18 protein-coding genes are annotated in these 19,340 nt (G+C 73.7%); 13 read left to right on the top strand and 5 right to left on the bottom strand.

The features are described 5' to 3' along the window. Nucleotides 1–37 precede the first annotated feature (37 nt). The 5 genes from AC07D6_RS01940 to AC07D6_RS01920 all read left to right on the top strand — a co-directional run bounded on the left by AC07D6_RS01940 (nucleotide 38) and on the right by AC07D6_RS01920 (nucleotide 5,563). On the top strand, nucleotides 38–898 hold the full coding sequence (locus AC07D6_RS01940) for a DUF4429 domain-containing protein (RefSeq protein ID WP_479041172.1): 861 nt from the start codon (nucleotides 38–40) through the stop codon (nucleotides 896–898). Nucleotides 899–1,232: 334 nt separating this feature from the next. After that, nucleotides 1,233–2,480 (top strand): sensor histidine kinase, encoded by a 1,248-nt coding sequence (locus AC07D6_RS01935; protein ID WP_479041557.1) that lies wholly within the window; start codon nucleotides 1,233–1,235, stop codon nucleotides 2,478–2,480. Nucleotides 2,481–2,499: 19 nt separating this feature from the next. Next, nucleotides 2,500–3,180, top strand: a complete 681-nt coding sequence (locus AC07D6_RS01930) for a response regulator (protein WP_315879938.1) — start codon at nucleotides 2,500–2,502, stop codon at nucleotides 3,178–3,180. A 161-nt stretch (nucleotides 3,181–3,341) separates the two neighbouring features. After that, on the top strand, nucleotides 3,342–4,373 hold the full coding sequence (locus tag AC07D6_RS01925; RefSeq protein ID WP_479041171.1) for an alpha/beta hydrolase: 1,032 nt from the start codon (nucleotides 3,342–3,344) through the stop codon (nucleotides 4,371–4,373). Continuing rightward, nucleotides 4,370–5,563: an acyltransferase family protein gene (locus AC07D6_RS01920; protein ID WP_479041169.1), complete on the top strand. Its 1,194-nt coding sequence runs from the start codon at nucleotides 4,370–4,372 to the stop codon at nucleotides 5,561–5,563. The genes AC07D6_RS01925 and AC07D6_RS01920 overlap by 4 nt, the downstream gene beginning before the upstream one ends. A gap of 17 nt (nucleotides 5,564–5,580) precedes the next feature. Here AC07D6_RS01920 and AC07D6_RS01915 read toward each other — a convergent pair whose 3' ends face one another. Together AC07D6_RS01915 and AC07D6_RS01910 are read right to left on the bottom strand one after the other, a co-directional pair. Next, nucleotides 5,581–6,600 (bottom strand): aldo/keto reductase, encoded by a 1,020-nt coding sequence (locus AC07D6_RS01915; protein WP_479041167.1) that lies wholly within the window; start codon nucleotides 6,598–6,600, stop codon nucleotides 5,581–5,583. Further along, entirely contained in the window at nucleotides 6,597–7,067 is a 471-nt protein-coding gene (locus AC07D6_RS01910) for a MerR family transcriptional regulator (RefSeq protein WP_315879942.1), read from the bottom strand. Before AC07D6_RS01910 ends, AC07D6_RS01915 begins: the two co-directional genes overlap by 4 nt. Before the next feature lie 67 nt (nucleotides 7,068–7,134). Between AC07D6_RS01910 and AC07D6_RS01905 the strand changes: the two genes are divergently transcribed. Continuing rightward, nucleotides 7,135–7,962 carry a serine hydrolase domain-containing protein gene (locus AC07D6_RS01905; RefSeq protein ID WP_315879943.1) on the top strand — a complete coding sequence of 276 codons (828 nt, stop codon included), beginning with the start codon at nucleotides 7,135–7,137 and terminating at the stop codon, nucleotides 7,960–7,962. Here the strand turns inward: AC07D6_RS01905 and AC07D6_RS01900 are convergent. Next, nucleotides 7,959–8,642, bottom strand: coding sequence for a pirin family protein (locus tag AC07D6_RS01900; RefSeq protein WP_479041166.1), 684 nt, complete (start codon nucleotides 8,640–8,642; stop codon nucleotides 7,959–7,961). The two genes, AC07D6_RS01905 and AC07D6_RS01900, sit on opposite strands and share 4 nt — an antisense overlap. Before the next feature lie 57 nt (nucleotides 8,643–8,699). Between AC07D6_RS01900 and AC07D6_RS01895 the strand changes: the two genes are divergently transcribed. From AC07D6_RS01895 to fabF, 5 genes are all read left to right on the top strand, one after another. Further along, a complete protein-coding gene (locus AC07D6_RS01895; protein ID WP_479041165.1) occupies nucleotides 8,700–9,884 on the top strand; it encodes a PucR family transcriptional regulator in 1,185 nt (394 codons plus the stop codon). A 90-nt stretch (nucleotides 9,885–9,974) separates the two neighbouring features. After that, a complete protein-coding gene (locus tag AC07D6_RS01890) occupies nucleotides 9,975–10,898 on the top strand; it encodes an ACP S-malonyltransferase (protein WP_479041164.1) in 924 nt (307 codons plus the stop codon). 23 nt (nucleotides 10,899–10,921) lie between these two features. Further along, entirely contained in the window at nucleotides 10,922–11,923 is a 1,002-nt protein-coding gene (locus AC07D6_RS01885) for a beta-ketoacyl-ACP synthase 3 (protein WP_479041163.1), read from the top strand. An 83-nt stretch (nucleotides 11,924–12,006) separates the two neighbouring features. Further along, nucleotides 12,007–12,255 carry an acyl carrier protein gene (locus AC07D6_RS01880; RefSeq protein WP_010475373.1) on the top strand — a complete coding sequence of 83 codons (249 nt, stop codon included), beginning with the start codon at nucleotides 12,007–12,009 and terminating at the stop codon, nucleotides 12,253–12,255. Between the two features lie 65 nt (nucleotides 12,256–12,320). Next, on the top strand, nucleotides 12,321–13,583 hold the full coding sequence (fabF, locus tag AC07D6_RS01875) for a beta-ketoacyl-ACP synthase II (RefSeq protein ID WP_479041162.1): 1,263 nt from the start codon (nucleotides 12,321–12,323) through the stop codon (nucleotides 13,581–13,583). Between the two features lie 436 nt (nucleotides 13,584–14,019). On the opposite strand, the gene AC07D6_RS01870 is transcribed toward fabF, so the two are convergent. Then, nucleotides 14,020–14,514, bottom strand: coding sequence for a DUF3145 domain-containing protein (locus tag AC07D6_RS01870; protein WP_315879949.1), 495 nt, complete (start codon nucleotides 14,512–14,514; stop codon nucleotides 14,020–14,022). A 310-nt stretch (nucleotides 14,515–14,824) separates the two neighbouring features. Here AC07D6_RS01870 and AC07D6_RS01865 point away from each other — a divergent pair, with 310 nt between their 5' ends. Together AC07D6_RS01865 and AC07D6_RS01860 are read left to right on the top strand one after the other, a co-directional pair. Further along, nucleotides 14,825–15,697, top strand: coding sequence for a GDSL-type esterase/lipase family protein (locus tag AC07D6_RS01865; protein WP_479041556.1), 873 nt, complete (start codon nucleotides 14,825–14,827; stop codon nucleotides 15,695–15,697). Between the two features lie 10 nt (nucleotides 15,698–15,707). Next, entirely contained in the window at nucleotides 15,708–16,646 is a 939-nt protein-coding gene (locus tag AC07D6_RS01860) for an aldose epimerase family protein (RefSeq protein ID WP_315879950.1), read from the top strand. A gap of 20 nt (nucleotides 16,647–16,666) precedes the next feature. Here AC07D6_RS01860 and AC07D6_RS01855 read toward each other — a convergent pair whose 3' ends face one another. Continuing rightward, nucleotides 16,667–19,099 carry a beta-glucosidase gene (locus AC07D6_RS01855; protein WP_479041159.1) on the bottom strand — a complete coding sequence of 811 codons (2,433 nt, stop codon included), beginning with the start codon at nucleotides 19,097–19,099 and terminating at the stop codon, nucleotides 16,667–16,669. Nucleotides 19,100–19,340: the final 241 nt, after the last annotated feature.

Raw genomic sequence — 19,340 nt, 5'->3', positions numbered from 1 at the left:
GGCGACGCGCGGACGCACGCCGCATACGATGAGGCGTATGGGTGATGTGCTGGCCGGAATTCATGCCACCTGGGAGTTCGAAACCGACGCCGTGCTCATCCGCTTCGAACGGGGGATCCGCGCGCCGAAGCTGTTCCAGACGCTGCGCGAAAGACGTATTCCGCACGAGGCGCTGGCATCGGTGACGCTCTCCCCGGGCAAGCGGGGCACGGTGGTGCTGCACGCCGTGCCGCGGGTGGGCGCCGACCCGCTGATGGCCGTGGCTGACGGCCAGTTGAAGGAGGGTTGCGACCCCTACCGGCTGGTGCTGCCCGCCGACCGGGAGGCACGCGCCGAGTCCTGCGCGGACGAACTGCGGGCGTGCCTCGGGCCGGAGCGCGGGGAGCCCGCCGAGCGGTTCCTGGTGACCGCCCCCGAGCCGCCGCTGCAGTTCAAGGCGTACGACGGCAAGGCGTCCTTCGATGGCCGGAACATTTCCTTCCGATGGTTCTGGACGGGTGCGTCGACCGCCAAGTGGAAGGCCGGTGACCAGTCCTTCGCGGTGAGCGACCTCAGCGGGGTGGAATGGCGGTCGCCCGACGTGCTCGACGGCTGTCTGCGGCTGGTGCGGCGCGGTGTCGGCACGGCGCCGGTCCAGCCGGACCAGGACCCGGCGGCGGTCGTGTTCGGCCTCGGCTACGGCGCGGTCCACGAGTCGCTGCCGTTCGCGGCCGCGGTGCTCCAAGCGGTGCGGGACACGGACCGCGCGGTGCCGGTGCCGGTCCCCGCGGGAGCCGGCCGGCGCGATCCGGCGGACATAGCGGACCGGATCAGACACCTGGGGGATCTGCACCAGGCGGGTCTGGTGACGGACGAGGAGTTCACGGCGAAGAAGGCCGAACTGCTCGCCGAGCTGTAGCGGCGGGGCGGCGGGGCGGCGGGGCGGCGGGGCGGCGGGGCGGCGGGGCGGCGGGGCGGCGGGGCGGCGGGGCGGCGGGGCGGCGGGGCGGCGGGGGCCTCATACCGGGGTATGAGGCGGGGAACTGGCTCCCTGGTATGACGCCCGTGCGACGGCGCGTGCCTAGGCTGGCGAGACCATGAGCAGCCTTCCCCCACCCCCCTTCCCGGCGAAGGATCCGCCCGGCCGCCCGGCGGTGGATCCGTTTCCCTTCCCGCCGAGGCCCTCGGCCACCCCCGCGTCCGGCGCCGGTGGCACGCCCGCCGACCGCGCACGACGCTTCGTGCGGGAGGCGGTGCGCGCGGTCGGCGCGGCTCTGTCGACCCCCACGGAACCGGGGGCGCCGCTGCTCGGGCATGCCTCGACGCGGTGGGTGCGGCTCACACCGTACGCGCTGGCGCTGGCACTCGTCGCGTCGCTGCTGCCGATCACGGTCGTGGTGCTCGTCAACGACTACGGCGTGAACGGCGGCATCGCCGGTCTGCTCGCCACGGCGCAGACGGCGCCGCTGCTCATGGCCGTGACGCGGCCGCTTCAGGCGTGGTGGGTGATCTTCGCCGCCGACGTGCTCGGCGCCCTGGTGACCATGAACACGGAGGTCGTGGAGGGCCGACCGTGGCCGTGGACCCCGATGGTCGTGGTCGGTTATCTGGGGCTGATGCTCACCGTGGGGCTGCGTGAGCAGCGGCGGGCCCTGGTGAGCGTGTGGCTGGTGACCGGCGCCGCCGGGTTCGCGTTCGAGCTGTTCGGCGAGGCGCGCGGGGGCGGCGGCATCCACCTGGTGCTGTTCGTGCTGAGCGGTGTCGTGCTGCTGATAACCGGCATGCTCCGGGAGCGCGGCGACGCCCAGCGGCGGCTCGTGGAACAGGAGACCATCAACGAGGCCGAGCGGTCCCGGCGGACGCTGCTGGAGGAACGGGCCCGCATCGCCCGCGAGCTGCACGACGTGGTCGCCCACCACATGTCGGTGATCACCGTGCAGGCGGATTCGGCGCCCTACCGGATCGAAGGGCTTCCGGACGCCGCGCGCGAGGAGTTCTCGTCCATAGCGGCGTCCGCGCGGGAGTCCCTGACCGAGATGCGGCGGCTCCTGGCGGTGCTGCGCAGTGAGAACACGGAGGGCGAGCGGGCGCCGCAGCCGGGTATCGCCCGGGTGCAGCAGCTCGTCGAGGCGACGATACGGGCGGGGTTGCCGGTGGAGCTGTCGTTGGCGGCGGACCTGGGTCCCGTGCCCCAGGCCGTGGACCTGTCGGCGTACCGGATCGTGCAGGAGGCGCTGGCCAATGTGGTGCGACACGCCCCGGGCGCCCGGACGCGGGTGTCCATATCGAGGTCGCCCAACCAGGAATGGCTGATCGTCCTCGTGGTCAACGGCTCACCGGCAGAGCCGACTTCGCCCCTGGAGGCGTCCGGTACGGGACACGGTCTGGTCGGGATGCGGGAGCGCGTACGGTTGACCGGCGGGATGCTCGACACCGGACCGCTGCCGGACGGCGGCTTCCGCGTGGCGGCACGGCTGCCGCTGATCGCACCGCTTCCCTGACCCGTCAGAAGGGACCCTCGTGACCATCCGCGTGATCATCGTCGACGACCAGGCCATGGTGCGGGCGGGGTTCGCCGCCCTGTTGTCGGCGCAGCCCGACATCGACGTCGTGGGTGAGGCGCCGGACGGGCGGGCCGGTGTCGAGGTGGGCAGGTCCACGCATCCGGACGTGGTGCTGATGGACGTGCGCATGCCGGAGATGGACGGGCTCGCGGCGGCACGCGAGCTGCTGAATCCGCCGCCCGGGGTGACGCACCGGCCGAAGGTCCTCATGCTGACGACGTTCGACGTGGACGATTACGTGTACGAGGCGCTGCGCGCCGGGGCGTCCGGCTTCCTCCTCAAGGACGCCCCACCGGCCGACCTGATCGCCGCCGTTCGGGTGGTGGCGGGGGGCGAGGCGCTGCTCGCCCCGTCGGTGACGCGGCGGCTGATCGAGGACTTCGCCGCCCAGCGGCCCGCGCCGCGCAAGGAGCGCTCCGTACGGCTGAACGGGCTGACGCCGCGCGAGACGGAGGTCCTGGAGCTGGTCGCGCGGGGGCTGTCCAACCAGGAGATCGCCGCGCACCTCGTCCTCGCGGAGCAGACGGTGAAGACGCACATCGGGCGCGTCCTCGCCAAACTCGGCCTGCGGGACCGGGCGCAGGCGGTGGTGTTCGCCTACGAGTCCGGGCTCGTCACGCCCGGCGAGGCGGCCTGACCGTCCGGGTCCCTCTCACCGCACCGGTCTGCGGCGTCGGCGTAGGACACCCCCTACCCCGGTATCACCCAGCAGTTGGCTCCGCAGGGTGACGATCACCCGGGTGTCGTCTTCCTACCTTCCTCCTCGTCACACCGCACGAGGCAGAAGAGGGGGGCGTCATGCGCCGCTACAAGAGGACCCTGGTGGCCGCCGCACTGGCGACGACCGTCGTCACCGGGACCGCCGGATGGGCGTCGGGAAGTGCCCAGCAGGCCATGGCCGGTCCGCCTCCGGGGAGCTCCGCCTGGCTGGCCGACACCTCGCTGGGGCGGCCCCTGCCGGATCCCGCACGGACCGCGCCGACCGAGGTGGCCGCGTTCTTCCGGAGCCTCGACGGGCGGCAGCAGCACCTGCTGGTCCGACGGCACCCGGGTGTGGTGGGGAACCTGGACGGGGTTCCGGTGGCCCTGCGGTACGAGGCCAACGCCCTCTCCGCGAGCCGTGACGCGCGGTACGCGCACCTCGCCGGCCGTCGCCTCCTCGCTTTCGACCCGCGCGGCCGCGGTCTGGTCGCGGAGGTCTTCGGGGACCTGGAGCGCAGCCGCCGGGTCGCGGTCGTGGTACCGGGGTCCGACATCGACGCAGGGTCGTACGACCGGGCGCGCGACCCGTACGGCGCGCCGGCCGGCATGGCCCGGCAGCTGCGGGTGGCGGCGGGTGGGCGTACGGCGGTGATCGCCTGGGCCGGCTACACCACGCCGGTCGGGATCGGCCTCGACGCCGCGACCGGCGGCCTCGCCGAGGCGGGGGCCAAGCGGCTGGTCCGCCTCACCGAGGGGCTCGCCGCGGCGGGCGCCGCCGCCCCGTCGCTGTTCTGCCACAGCTACGGATCCGTGGTGTGCGGGTTGGCCGCCGCCGCGGTGAAGGCCAAGGACGTGGTGGTCTTCGGCTCCCCCGGGATGCGCGCGGCGAACGTCGCGGAGCTGGGTACGGCCGCGCGCGTGTGGGTCGCCAAGGACCCGACGGACTGGATATCCCGGGTGCCCAACGTGGCGTTCCTGGGCCTGGGGCACGGTACGGACCCGGCGTCCGAGGAGTTCGGCGCCCGTCGGGTGCCCGCCGAGGACGCGCGGGGCCACAGCGGTTACTTCGCGCCCGGCACCGCCTCGCTCCGCGCGTTCGCCGCGATCGCCCGGGGGGAAGCCGCATGAGGTTCGTCGACCGCATCGAACAGCGCACTCCGGCCCACCGCGACCGGGCCGTTGACGGTCTGCGGGCGCTGGCCCTGCTGGCCGTGCCGACCGGGCACTGGCTGCTCGGCGGGTTCACCCTGGACGGTGAGGGGGCGATCCACAACGCGAGTCCGTTGTCGACGTTCGGGTCCCTCGCGCCCGCCAGCTGGGTCCTGCAGATGCTCGGCATCTTCTTCCTCGTCGGCGGTTACGCGTCCGTGCTCTCCTACCGGCGCCGGCCGGGCGGCACCGGGGAGTGGCTGCGCGGCCGGATCGCCCGGCTCGGCCGGCCCGTCCTGGGGGTGACCGCCGTGTGGGCCGCGCTGATAGCGGCCGGCTCCGCGGTGGGCGTACCCGGCGACACCCTGCGGACCGGGGCGACACTGGTGATACAGCCGCTGTGGTTCGTGGGCGTGTACACGGTGATCACCGCGCTCACTCCCTCGTGCGTGCGGGCCGCGCGGGCCATGGGCGCGTGGGCCGCGGTGCCGCTGCTCGGTTCCGTCGCCGTCGTCGACCTGCTGCGGTACGGTCCGTACGCCGAGGCCGTGCCGTCGTGGTTGGGTCTGCTCAATGTGCTGCCGGGCTGGCTGTTCGCCTACCAGCTCGGGGTGTCGTGGGGTGAACGCCGGATCGGCCGGCGGGAGGCGTGGGTGCTGCTCATGGGCGGTGTGGTCCTCTTCGCGACGCTGCTCGCGATGTTCCACTACCCGGCGTCGATGGTCGGTGTGCCCGGTGAGGCGCGTACCAACTCGCATCCGCCGTCATTGCTCGTCCTCGCGCTGGCAGCCGCCCAGAGCGGTGCCGCGATACTGCTGCGGGACCGGCTCGGGGCCCTGCTGCGGCGGCCCGCCCTGTGGGCGCCGGTCGTGGTGGTCAACCTGTCGGCGATGACCGTCCTGTGCTGGCACCAGACGGCGATGCTCGCGGCGGCCGTGCCCGCGTCCCTGACGGCCGGTGCGGTTCCCGGTCTGACCACGGCGCCGGACACGCTCGGCTGGATAGCGGCGCGGGTGGCGTGGCTGCCGGTGTTCGCGGTGCTGCTGGTGCTCATAGCCCGGTACGCGCGGGGCTTCGAGTCGCCGTGGACGAAGGCCACCAGGACGCGTCGCGCGGCGGCGGGCATCCTGGCGGCCGGTTTCACGGCCTTCGCCCTGGGCCTGGCCTGAGGGGAGGGTGCGGGTGGCTAGTCCTCGCGGGCGGCGGAGGTGAGGGACATGTCGGAGTAGCGGCTGCCGGCCACCTGGGTGGCGATGGGTTCGAGGAGGTCGAGTTCGGATTCGGTGAGGACGATGCGGGTGGCGGCGACGTTCTCCAGGAGGCGGCTGCGCTTGCGGGTGCCGGGGATGGGGACGACGGGCAGGCCGTGCACGGCCGCGCGCTGCTGCACCCAGGCCAGGGCGATCTGGGCGAGGGTGGCGTCGTGGGCGGCGGCGAGGGAGCGGACGGGTTCGAGGAGTGCGGCGTTGCGGCGGGCGTTGTCCCCGGAGAACCGCGGCTGGGAGCGGCGGAAGTCCCCCTCCGAGAGGTCCTTGGAGGCGTCGGTGAACGCACCGGTGAGGAAACCGCGGCCGAGCGGGGAGTACGGGACGAGCGCGACGCCCAGTTCGACGGCCGCGGGGACGGCGCTCTGCTCCACGTCGCGGGAGAACAGCGACCACTCGGACTGCAGGGCGGCGATGGGGTGGACGGCGTGGGCCTCGCGCAGTTCCTGCCCGGTGACCTCGCTGAGGCCCAGGTGCTTGACCTTGCCCTCCCGTACGAGGTCGGCCATGGCGCCGACGGATTCGGCGAGCGGCACGGCCGGGTCGCGGCGGTGCATGTAGTAGAGGTCGATGACGTCGACGCCGAGGCGGCGCAGGCTGTCCTCGACGGCGGACTTGATGTAGGCGGGGTCGTTGCGAACGGCCCGGTAGGAGGGGTCGTCGGTGCGGATGATGGAGAACTTGGTGGCCAGGGTGATCTGGTCGCGGTGGGCGGCGACGAAGGGGGCGAGGAATTCCTCGTTGGCGCCGCGCCCGTAGATGTCGGCGGTGTCGATGAGGGTGACGCCGGTTTCGAGGGCGGCTTCGAGGGTGTCACGGGCGGCGGCCTCGTCGGTGTCGCCGTAGAACTCGCTCATGCCCATGGCGCCCAATCCCTGGACGCCGACCACGGGGCCCGTCGCACCGAGCCGCACCTGGGGGATCGTCTGTTCGGAGGTCATCGTGCAGTCCTTTCCGACGCCGGTCGGGCGCCCGCATAAAAGTCGATCTTGTAGTCGAGTACGGCGAGGGTCTCGTGGAGTTCGGTGATGCGGGCCAGGACGTCGCGGCGGGTGGCCTCCAGGAGGGCGCGCCGCTCGTCGAAGGTGTGGTCGCCCTCGCGGACCAGTTCGGCGTAGCGGACCATCGCCGCGACGGACATGCCGGTCAGCCGCAGTTTGCCGACCAGGGACAGCCAGTCCAGGTCCCGGTTGGTGAAGCGGCGCTGGCCGGTGGCGGACCGGTCGACGTGGGGCATCAGACCGATGCGTTCGTACCAGCGGAGGGTGTGGGCGGTGAGGCCGGTCCAGGCGGCGACCTCGCTGATCGTGTAGTGGTCCTGTCCGTCGGGGCGGGGGTGGCGGGGCGGTGGGGCAGCGCAGACGTCGATGGTCCGGGTGGCCGCCGGAGTGCTCTCGATCACCGTCATGCCCCCACGCTAGGACCTTCGAGCGCACTCGAAGCAAGCGCCACGGCGAGCAAGTACCCTCGTCCGCATGCAGAGCCTGGCGATGATCGAGAACTGGCCCGTGCCGACCGCTGCCGCCGCAGTCGTCCGCGCGGACGGCACCCTCGCGGGCACCCGCGGGCCCACGGCGCGGCGGTTCCCGCTCGCTTCGGTGACGAAGCCGCTGGCCGCGTACGCCGTGCTCGTCGCCTACGAAGAGGGCGCCGTCGAGCTGGACGAGCCGGCCGGGCCGGAGGGGTCGACCGTGCGGCACCTGCTCGCGCACACGTCGGGCCTCGCCTTCGACGAGCACCGGGTGACGGCGGCGCCCGGTACGCGGCGGATCTACTCGAACACCGGCTTCGAGGTGCTGGCGGACCACGTGGCGAAGGCCACCGACATCCCGTTCGCGGAGTACCTGCGCCAGGCGGTGCTGGAGCCGCTCGGGATGACGGCGACGACGCTGGAGGGCTCGCCCGCGAAGGACGGGGTGTCGACGGTCGACGACCTCGTGCGGTTCGCCGCGGAGGTGCAGGCCCCCCGGCTGCTGGACGCGCGGACGGTGCTGGAGGCGATGACGGTCGTCCACCCGGGCCTGACCGGAATCCTGCCCGGGTACGGGCACCAGCGGCCCAACGACTGGGGGCTGGGCTTCGAGATCCGGGACGGCAAGTCGCCGCACTGGACGGGCGGTTCGTCGTCGCCGCGGACGTTCGGGCACTTCGGGCAGTCGGGCACGTTCCTGTGGGTCGACCCGGACGCCGGGGCGGCGTGCGTGGCGCTGACGGACCGGGCCTTCGGGCCGTGGGCGATCGAGGCGTGGCCGCCGTTCACCGACGCGGTCCTCGCCGAACTGCGCCGGGGCGGGAGCTCCTAGGAGGCCGGTGCCGGCCGGGTCATCTCCCAGATCAGCACCTCGGCGGCCGTGGCGGCGGCCAGCTCCACGCCCCGCGCGCCGGTGATCCGGGCCGCGTCGCCCGCCGACAGCTCCCGCGCCTCGCCGTCGCCGGTCAGCCGGACGCCGCCGCGCACCACGTGCACGTACACGTGGTCCCCGTCCGGGACGGCGGCGCGCTCCCCCGCGTCCGGGCGGCGCACGTGGAGCGTCGCGCCCGCGGCGGGCACCGCGTACGAAGCCGTGCCGGCGAGGTCGCGGACGATCCCGTACGACGGATCGCCGCCGGGCTCCAGCGGGGCGAGCCACATCTGCACGAAGACCAGCGGTGCCGCCCCGTCGTTGCGCTCCACGTGCCGGACGCCGCCCGCGGAGCTCAGGTGCTGGACGTCTCCGGGGCGGACCAGGGTCGCGTGTCCGGCCGAGTCGCGGTGCGTCAGCTCGCCCTCGACGACCCAGGTGACGATCTCGGTGTGGCTGTGCGGGTGTTCGTCGAAGCCGGCGCCCGGTGCGAGCCGCTCCTCGTTGCAGGCGATGAGCGCGCCGAAGCGGAGGTTGTCCGGGTCGTAGTGCGGGCCGAACGAGAAGGCGTGCCGGGTCTCGATCCCGGCGTCCGGGTCGCCGCCCGGATAGCGGTCCCCGGCCCTGTGTATGGAGATCACGGATCCAACGGTAGACCGGCTGGACGGGCCGCCGTCCCGATAAGGCAGTCTTGTCCCGTGCCTGATCCCGCAGTGAACGACGCCCACCCGCACGCAGCGACCCTCAAACGACTCGAACAGTCTTCCGGGCGGCTCGCCGCCAGCGCCATCGCCCGCATGGACGAGACGCTGCCGTGGTACCGGGCGATGCCTCCGGAGAACCGGTCCTGGATCGGCCTGGTCGCGCAGGCCGGCATCGCCGCGTTCACCGAGTGGTTCCGGCACCCCGAGGCCCCGCAGGCGATCTCCACCGACGTGTTCGGCACGGCGCCGCGCGAGCTGACCCGGGCGATCACGCTGCGCCAGACCGTCGAGATGGTCCGCACGACCATCGAGGTCATGGAGTCGGCGATCGAGGAGGTCGCCGCCCCCGGTGACGAGTCCGTGCTCCGCGAGGCGCTGCTCGTCTACGCGCGGGAGATCGCCTTCGCGACGGCGCAGGTGTACGCGCAGGCCGCCGAGGCTCGCGGCGCGTGGGACGCCCGGCTGGAGTCCCTCGTCGTGAACGCGGTGCTGTCCGGCGAAGCCGACGAGGGCGCGGTCAGCAGGGCCTCCGCCCTCGGCTGGAACTCGCCGGAGCACGTGTGCGTGATCCTCGGCACCGCCCCGGACGGCGACAGCGAGCTGACCGTCGAGGCGATCCGGCGCGCGGCCCGTCACGCCAAGCTGCAGGTCCTCACCGGTGTGCTCGGCGACCGCCTCGTCGTGATCGCGGGCGGCAGCGACAACCCGCTGGCCGTGGCGAAGGCGCTGATCGGCCCGTACGCGGCCGGGCCCGTCGTGGCCGGCCCGGTGGTGCCGGACCTGCAGGCGGCGACCCGGTCCGCGCAGGCGGCGGCGGCCGGGCTGAAGGCGTGCTCCGCCTGGCAGGACGCCCCCCGACCGGTCCTCGCGGACGATCTGTTGCCGGAGCGCGCGATCGCGTCGGACCCGTCCGCGCGCGAGCAGCTGGTGGAGGAGATCTACAGACCGCTGGAGGAGGCCGGCTCGGCTCTTCTGGAGACTCTGAGCGTGTACCTGGAGCAGGCGAGTAGCCTCGAAGGGGCCGCCCGGATGCTGTTCGTGCACCCCAACACCGTGCGCTACCGGCTCCGACGTGTGACTGACGTCACGGGTTGGTCGCCGTCCGATGTACGGTCGGCGTTCACGCTGCGGATCGCGCTGATCCTGGGGCGTCTGGCCGACAGCGAGGCACAGCCCTAGGGTTTTTGTGGGGGATCAACAATTCACCCGACGGTTCTTCGTCCTAGTCCCCACGGGCGTCCGGGACCGTCCACAAGAGAGAGTGTGAGGGTGCTCGTACTCGTCGCTCCCGGCCAAGGCGCTCAGACGCCCGGCTTCCTGACTCCCTGGCTCGATCTTCCGGGCGCCGCCGACCGTGTCGGTGCGTGGTCGGACGCCATCGGGCTGGACCTGGTCCACTACGGCACGAAGGCCGACGCGGAGGAGATCCGCGACACGGCGGTCGCCCAGCCGCTGCTGGTGGCCGCGGGCCTGCTCTCCGCCACCGCGCTCGGCGAGGTCGTCCCGGACGCCGTCGCGGGCCACAGCGTCGGTGAGATCACCGCCGCGGCGTTCGCGGGCGTACTCGACGACACGGCGGCGCTGCGTCTCGTACGGACCCGCGGCCTGGCGATGGCCGAGGCCGCGGCCGTGACCCGCACCGGCATGTCGGCACTGCTCGGCGGCGACCCCGAGGTCACCGTGGAGCACCTGAAGAAGCTCGGACTGACCCCGGCGAACGTCAACGGCGCCGGTCAGATCGTCGCCGCCGGCACCATGGAGCAGCTGGCCGCGCTGGAGGAGGACAAGCCCGAGGGCGTCCGCCGCGTGGTGCCGCTCAAGGTCGCCGGCGCGTTCCACACGCACCACATGGCACCCGCCGTGGCCGCGCTGGAGGAGGCCGCCCGGGGCCTCGCCCCGGCCGACCCGAAGGTCGCCTACGTGTCCAACAAGGACGGGCAGACCGTCGCCACGGGTGCCGACGTCGTCACCCGGCTCGTGGGCCAGGTCGCGAACCCGGTCCGCTGGGACCTGTGCATGGAGACGTTCCAGCGGCTCGGCGCGACCGCGCTGATCGAGGTGTGCCCGGGCGGCACGCTGACCGGTATCGCCAAGCGGGCGCTCCCCGGTGTCAGGACGCTCGCGCTCAAGACCCCCGACGACCTCGACGCGGCACGCGCGCTCATCGCCGAGCACGCCGGCGCCGCCTCCTGAACCGGAGCAAGGAGCCGTAGAGCATGGCGAAGATCAAGCCCAGCAAGGGGGCCCCGTACGCGCGCATCCTGGGTGTCGGCGGCTACCGCCCGACCCGGGTCGTGCCGAACGAGGTGATCCTCGAGAAGATCGACTCGTCGGACGAGTGGATCCGCTCGCGCTCCGGCATCGCGACCCGCCACTGGGCCTCGCCCGAGGAGACCGTGACCGCGATGTCGGTCGAGGCGGCGGGCAAGGCCCTCGCGGACGCCGGGGTGAGCCCCGAGCAGATCGGTGGCGTCATCGTCTCCACCGTGTCGCACTTCAAGCAGACCCCGGCCGTCGCCACCGAGATCGCCGACAGGATCACCCCGAGCAAGCCGGCCGCGTTCGACATCTCGGCGGGCTGCGCGGGCTTCGGCTACGCGCTGACGCTCGCGAAGGGCATGGTCGTCGAGGGCTCCGCCGAGTACGTCCTCGTGATCGGCGTGGAACGGCTCAGCGACCTGACCGACCTGGAGGACCGGGCCACGGCCTTCCTGTTCGGCGACGGCGCGGGCGCGGTCGTGGTGGGCCCGTCCGAGGAGCCGGCGATCGGCCCCACCGTCTGGGGCTCCGAGGGCGACAAGTCGGAGACCATCAAGCAGACCGTGCCGTGGACGGACTACCGCGACGGCACGGTGGAGCGGTTCCCCGCCATCACGCAGGAGGGCCAGGCGGTGTTCCGCTGGGCCGTCTTCGAGATGGCCAAGGTCGCCCAGCAGGCGCTCGACGCGGCCGGCATCACCGCGGCCGACCTGGACGTCTTCATCCCGCACCAGGCCAACATGCGGATCATCGACTCGATGGTGAAGACGCTGAAACTGCCGGAGCACGTCACGGTGGCCCGCGACGTGGAGACCACCGGCAACACCTCGGCCGCCTCGATCCCGCTCGCGATGGAGCGGCTCCTGGCGACCGGGCAGGCGAAGAGCGGTGACACCGCGCTCGTCATCGGCTTCGGGGCGGGACTCGTCTACGCCGCGACGGTCGTTACCCTCCCCTAGGCAACCGTTCCGGTCTCCGTACCGGGCGGAACGCCGTCCCATCCTCTGACAAGCACAGAGCTACACACTGAAGGAGCGCCAACATGGCCGCCACCCTGGAAGAGATCGTCGAGGGTCTCGCCGAGATCGTCAACGAGATCGCCGGCATCCCGACCGAGGACGTCGAGCTGGACAAGTCCTTCACGGACGACCTGGACGTGGACTCCCTGTCCATGGTCGAGGTCGTCGTCGCCGCCGAGGAGCGCTTCTCGGTGAAGATCCCGGACGACGACGTCAAGGGCCTCAAGACGGTCCGCGACGCCGCCGAGTACATCCTCAAGCACCAGGCCTGATCGGTTCGCCACCCAGCGGTGGCGCCGGATTCACGCATACCTCTACACGTGGAGAAAGAATTCCTGTGAGCTCGACCAATCGCACCGTGGTCGTCACCGGTATCGGCGCAACCACACCGTTGGGTGGCGACTCCGCCTCGACCTGGGAGGGGCTGGTGGCCGGGCGCTCCGGTGTCAGGCCCCTCGAAGGCGAGCGCTTCGCCGACCTGCCCGTCCGGATCGCGGCCCGCGTGGCCGTCGACCCGCTGGAGGTCCTGCCGCGGCCGCTGGCCCGCAAACTGGACCGCTCCGCGCAGTTCGCGGTGATCGCCGCGCGCGAGGCGTGGGCGGACGCCGGTTTCTCCGGCCCCGCCGGTGAGGACGCGCAGATCAGCCCGGAGCGGCTCGGTTCCGTCATCGCCTCCGGCATCGGCGGCGTGACGACCCTGCTCGACCAGTACGACGTACTGAAGGAGAAGGGCGCCCGGCGGGTCTCGCCGCACACGGTGCCCATGCTCATGCCGAACAGCCCCTCCGCCAACGTCGGCCTGGAGGTGAACGCCCAGGCGGGCGTGCACACCCCGGTGTCGGCGTGCGCGTCGGGCGCCGAGGCGATCGGCTACGCCATCGAGATGATCCGCACCGGCCGCGCCGACGTGGTCGTGGCGGGCGGCACCGAGGCGGCCATCCACCCGCTGCCCGTCGCGGCGTTCGCCAACATGATGGCGATGTCCAAGAGCAACGACGAGCCCGAGAGGGCCTCCCGCCCGTACGACAAGGCCCGTGACGGCTTCGTGCTGGGCGAGGGCGCGGGTGTGATCGTCCTGGAGTCCGCGGAGCACGCCGCGGCGCGCGGCGCCCGCGTGTACTGCGAGGCGCTGGGCCAGGGCCTGTCCGCCGACAGCCACCACATCGCGCAGCCCGAGCCGACCGGCCGCGGCATCGCCGCCGCCCTGCAGAACCTGCTGGACGGCACGGACCTCAAGCCGTCGGAGGTCGTGCACCTGAACGCGCACGCCACGTCGACACCGCAGGGCGACGTCGCCGAGGTGAAGGCGCTGCGCAAGGTCCTCGGCGAGGACCTCGACCACGTCGCGATCTCCGCGACCAAGTCGATGACGGGTCACCTGCTGGGCGGCGCCGGCGGTGTCGAGACCGTCGCGACGGTCCTGGCGCTGCACCACCGCACGGCCCCGCCGACCATCAACGTCGACGACCTGGACGAGGAGGTCGACGCGGACATCGTGCGCGACGAGGCCCGTCCGCTGCCGGAGGGCACGATCGCGGCGATCAACAACTCGTTCGGCTTCGGCGGCCACAACGTGGTCCTCGCCTTCCGCACGGTCTGACGCGCTCCCCGTACGACGCGAAGAGGCCCCTGCCCGTCCGGGCGGGGGCCTCTCGCGTGCCCGGGGCCGGGAAGGGCGGGAGGCCCGGGTCCAGGGACCGGATCGGGAGGGGCAGAAGATCGGGGCCGGGAGCCCGGGGCCGGGAAGGGTGGGAGGTCGGGACGGGAAAGCCCGGGCCGGAACGGACGGGAGGCCGGGCGCCGGGACAGGCGGGCGCGGGAAGGGCGGGAGGCCCGGGCCGGAGAGGGCGGGAAGCCCGAACCGGGAAGGACGGAAGACCGGGCCCGGGAGGCCGGAGCCGGAAAACCCAGCCCGGAAAGGGCAAGGAGGCCGGAATCGGGGATCGGGGTCAGGGCCCGGGGCCAGGAAGCCGGACCGGGAGACCGGGATCAGGGGCCCGGGACCAGGGGCCCGGGGCAGGACGGCCTCGCGGGGTTCAGACGACCTGGTGGAGCCAGCGGACCGGGGCGCCCTCGCCGGCGTACCGGAAGGGCTCCAGCTCGTCGTCCCAGGGCTTGCCGAGGAGCTTGGCGACCTCCGCCTCCAGCCGTGTCTCGCCCTGTGCGGAGCGGACGAGGGCGGCGCGCAGCCGGTCCTCGGGGATCATGATGTCGCCGTGGATGCCGATGACCGCGTGGAAGATGCCCAGGTCGGGGGTGGCGCTGTAGCGCTCCCCCTCGGCGGTGGAGCAGGGTTCGGCGGTCACCTCGAAGCGCAGCATCTGCCAGCCGCGCAGGGCGGAGGCCAGCTTGGACGCGGTGCCCGGTTCGCCCTGCCAGGAGAACTCGGCTCTCCACGTGCCCGGTGAGGCCGGTTGCCGGATCCAGTCGAGCTGGACCCTCGTGCCGAGCACCCCCGCGACCGCCCATTCGACGTGCGGGCACAGCGCGCGCGGCGCGGAGTGGACGTACAGGACTCCACGTGTCGTCACCGGGACCTCCAGTGTGGGACGAGGTTCGCCTTTTCCCAGCGGCCTCAGTAAACAGCATCGGGAGCGAAACTCCGCAAAAGGGACAGCTTGTGACGTGATGTAATTTACCGGAGCCGGTCGGCCAGGCGCCTCTGGTTCGACGGGGAAAAGCTACCGTGCGCCGGGGCGCTTGGGATGACGTACGGTCGGTCCCGTGGTCCGTCGACACGAAGCTTTCACCCGCCAGGAGGCCGCCTCCGCCCCGGCCCCCGCGTTCCCCGCGCGCGCGGCCGGTGTCGGACGCGTCCGCCGCGGTGCCGCTCTCGCCGCGGTGGCGGCGCTGATCTGCGGCGCGACCCTGTCCGGGTGTGTCGCTTCCCCCGAAAGCCGCAACGCCGCCGACACGGTGCGGCGTCCCGCCCCGGTGCGACCCAGCCCCTCCCCCACGCCCCCGTGGAACCCGCGGCCGGCCTCCGTCGCCGCGGTCGGCGACTCCATCACGCGCGGCTTCGATGCCTGCGGGCTGCTGACGGACTGTCCGGAGGCGTCGTGGGCCACCGGTTCGGACACCCGGGTGAACAGCCTGGCGCTTCGGCTGCTCGGCGCGCCCGCGCTCGCGTCCCGCAGTTGGAACCTGGCCCGGTCGGGCGCGCGCGTCGCCGAGCTGCCCGAGCAGATGGCGCTGGCGGCGCGGAAGGACCCGGGCCTGGTGACGGTGATGGTCGGGGCGAACGACGCCTGCCGGCCCTCCGCCGACCTGATGACGCCGGTCGCGGACTTCCGGGCGTCGTTCGAGGCGGCGATGGCCCGGCTGCGGCGCGCGGCGCCCCGGGCGCAGGTGTACGTGGCGAGCGTCCCGGACCTGCAACGGCTGTGGTCGACGGGCCGGGACCACCCGGTCGGCCAGCGGGTGTGGCGGCTGGGGGTCTGCGCGTCGATGCTGGCCGACGCCCACGACCTGGGCCCGGCGGCGCAGGAGCGCCGCGAGCGGGTCAGGGAGCGGGTCGTCGCGTACAACGAGGTGCTGCGGGAGGTGTGCGCCCGCGACGAGCGGTGCCGGCACGACGGGGGCGCCGTCTTCGCGTACGCCTTCGACGGGACGCAGCTGAGCCCCTGGGACGCGTTCCACCCGAGCCGGGACGGGCAGGGGCGGCTGGCGGAGATCGCCTACCGCACCGTCACCGCCGCGCGGCCCCCCGCGTAGGCTCCGGGGCATGATCACAGGAGTTGAGGAGTGGGGCCGGCTCTCCGACGGCACGGTGGTGCACCGCTGGACGCTGGAGCGGGCCGGGACCCGTGCGCGGATCCTGACGTACGGCGGGATCGTGCAGTCCGTGGAGCGTCCGGACCGGGACGGGGCGGTCGCCGACATCGTGCTGGGCTTCGACCGCGTGGCCGGGTACGAGGAGCGGCCGGAGCCCTACTTCGGCGCGCTCGTCGGGCGGTACGCGAACCGGATCAGGGACGGGGTGTTCCCGCTGGACGGCCGGACCCACCGGCTGGCGCGCAACGGCGGGCCGAACAGCCTGCACGGCGGCGAGCGGGGCTTCGACAAGCGCGTGTGGCGGGCGCGGGAGGTGGACGGCGGCGTACGGCTGTCGCGGGTGAGCCCGGACGGCGAGGAGGGGTTCCCGGGCCGGCTGGAGGTCTCCGCGACGTACACCCTCGACGGACAGGGGGCGCTGCGAATCGCGTACGAGGCGGTGACGGACGCCCCGACGGTGGTGAACCTCACCAACCACACGTACTGGAACCTCGGCGGCGCGCCCGAACTGCGGATCGCCGCCGACCGGTTCACCCCGCTGGACGGGACGGGCGTGCCGACCGGCGAGCTGGCCCCGGTGGCCGGCACGCGGCTGGACTTCCGCACCCCGCGGCCGGCGGGCACGGGCATCGACCACAACTTCGTCCTGGACGCGCCCGGCGGCACGGAGCCGGTCGCCGAGCTCTACGCGCCGGCGACGGGCCGCGTGGTGACGGTGTGGACGACGGAGCCGGGGCTCCAGGTGTACGCGCCGGACCACCTGGACGGGGTCGCGCTGGAGACGCAGCACTTCCCGGACTCCCCGAACCGGCCGGAGTTCCCGAGCACGGTGCTCCGGCCGGGCGAGGTGTTCGCGTCGGAGACGCGGTACGGCTTCGGCCTGCGCTGACCGGCTCGTCCGACGGGGTGTCAGTCGAGCTCCAGGGTGACGGCGAGTCGGATGTCGGTGAGGGAACGGCCGGCGCGGATCTCGTACGGGCCGGGGACGGTGGTCCAGGCGCCGGCGTCCTCGTCCCAGATGTCGAAGAGGCGGGGCGCCAGCCGGATCTCCGCCTCCGTGACCGCGCCGGGACCGGCCTGCACCTGCGCGAAGCCGACCAGCCAGCGGGCGGGGCGTTCGACCAGGTCGGCGCGGGGGGCGGCGTACAGCTGGACGACCTCGCGGCCGGGGCGGGCCCCCGTGTTGCGGACCCGGACCCGGGCCGTGGTGGGGGTGACGTCCAGGGACTCGTACTCCCAGGTGGTGTAGCCGAGGCCGTGGCCGAAGGGGTACGCGGGCGCGGGGCCCGCGGCCCGGTCCCAGGCGCGGTAGCCGATGAACAGGCCCTCGTCGTAGCGCAGTTCTCCGTCGACGGGGGTGACGTCGGTGACCGGCGCGTCGGCGAGGGCGGCCGGCCAGGTGGTGGGCAGGCGCCCGCCGGGCTCCTCGGCGCCGAGGAGGACGTCGGCGAGGGCGGCGCCGCCCTCCTGGCCGGGGAACCAGGTGAGGAGCACGGCGGCCACCTCGTCGCGCCAGGGCATCTCGACGGGCGCTCCGGCGTTGACGACGACGACCGTGCGGGGGTTGGCGGCGGCGACGGCGCGTACGAGGTCGTCCTGACGGCCCGGAAGCCGCAGGTCGGCGCGGTCGAAGCCCTCGGACTCGACGCGTTCGGTGGTGGCGACGACGACGATCGCGGTGTCGGCGGCGCGGGCGGCGCGGGCGGCCTCGGCGATCAGCTCGTCGGGGTCGCGGCGGGGCGGGCGGTGCAGCAGCGAGAAGACGACGGCGGGCAGCGGCGCGGGACGGCCGTGGTCGACGGTGTGGCGGAGGGACACCTCGACGGGCACGCCCTCGGTGAGGTGCGCCGTGCCGTGTTCGACGGGGGCGCCCGCGAACACCTCGAACGGGTCGCCCTCCGTGGCCGCCTCCCGCACCCCGTCGTACAGCACGCGCCCGGCGACGGTGAGCGTGAACGCGCCGAGCCCGCGCGTGCCGAAGCCGTGGCCGCCGCTCTCGCGGGGGGTGAACGTGCCGGTGACCTCGACGCTGTGCAGCGCCTCGTGGGTGACCCCGGCGGGCAGGTCGGCGCCGACCCACTGGATCTGGCCGGAGGGCAGCGGGGTCTCGGCGAGCACGGCGCCGGAGGCGTCGCGGCAGACGGCGCGCAGGGTGAAGCCGGGGCCCGCGGGTTCCGGTTCGTCGGAGAGGTCGGCGCCGGGGGCGTAGGTGAGGGCGGTGCCCTCGGGCAGGGCGGCGGTGAGGCCGTCCAGCGGGGAGACGGTGCGGGCGGGGAAGACCTGGGCGGAGCCGCCGCCGAGGACGCGGGCGTCTCGGGCGGCGGAGCCGACGAGGGCGACGCGGCGGGTGCGGGCGGGGTCGAGGGGCAGGACGCCGTCCGCGTTGCGGACGAGGACGAAGGAGCGGTGGGCGACCTCCCGGGCCAGTGCCTCCCCGTCGACGGGCTCCGGCGGCTCCGGGACGGCCGGTGCGGCGCCGGCCAGGGCGCCGACGCGGGCGGCGAGGCACAGCACGCGGCGTACGGCGCGGTCGACCAGCGCCTCGTCGAGCTCCCCGGCCCGTACGGCGGCGGCGAGGGCCTCGCCGTACACGGTCCGCGGGCCCGGCATGGCGACGTCGAGGCCGCCGAGGAGCGCCCCGGCGGTGGAGCGGGCGGCGAACCAGTCGGAGACGGTGACCCCGTCGAAGCCCCACTCCTCGCGCAGCACCTCGCTCTGGAGGTATCGGTGTTCGGTCATCGTGACACCGTTGACCTGGTTGTACGCGGCCATGACGGCCCAGGGGCGGGCGCGGATGACGATCGTCTCGAACGGGGCGAGGTACAGCTCGCGCAGGGCGCGGGGCGGAACGGCGTTGTCGACGGTGAAGCGGTCGGTCTCGGCGTCGTTGGCGACGAAGTGCTTGACGGTGGCGGCGACGCCGCCCTCCTGGACGCCGCGCACGTAGCCGGTGCCGATCTCGCCCGTGAGGTACGGGTCCTCGCTGTACGCCTCGAAGTGGCGGCCGCCCAGCGGTGAGCGGTGGAGGTTCACGGTGGGGGCGAGCAGGACGTGGACGCCCTTGCGGCGGGCCTCCTGGGCGAGGAGGCGGCCGGCGCGGCGGGCGAGGTCCGGGTCCCAGCAGGCGGCGAGCGCGGTCGGGGAGGGCAGGGTGACGGACGGGTCGTCGGCGGTCCAGCGGACGCCCCGGACGCCGACGGGGCCGTCGGACATGACGAGGGACGCGAGGCCGATCGCGGGGACGGCCGGGAGGGTCCACATGTCCTGCCCGGCCAGGAGCCGGGCCTTGGTGTCCAGGTCGAGGGCGCCGAGCGCCGCCTCCACCGCTTCGTCGGCCGTCATGGTCGTCCCTCCTGTCGCCGGGTGGCGTCCATGGTGAACCGGTGCCTGACGGACGGTAGGCGTTGTTACCTCTTCGTAATTTCCCGGACGGCCGGATGCCGTACGGTCCTGTCGCGGACATGCGGACCCTCAGGCACCCAGGCACTCGGATGCCCGGACACCCGGACGGGGCCGGAGGGGCGCGTGGACGCCGGGGGCACGGGGTCCGGTCGGGCGGGACCGGACCGGGGGAGGAACGAGC

This window comes from Streptomyces sp. NPDC045287 (genome assembly GCF_056432325.1).
The sequence above is the reverse complement of the archived record's forward strand: the minus strand, read 5'-3'. Positions and strand labels throughout refer to the sequence as shown.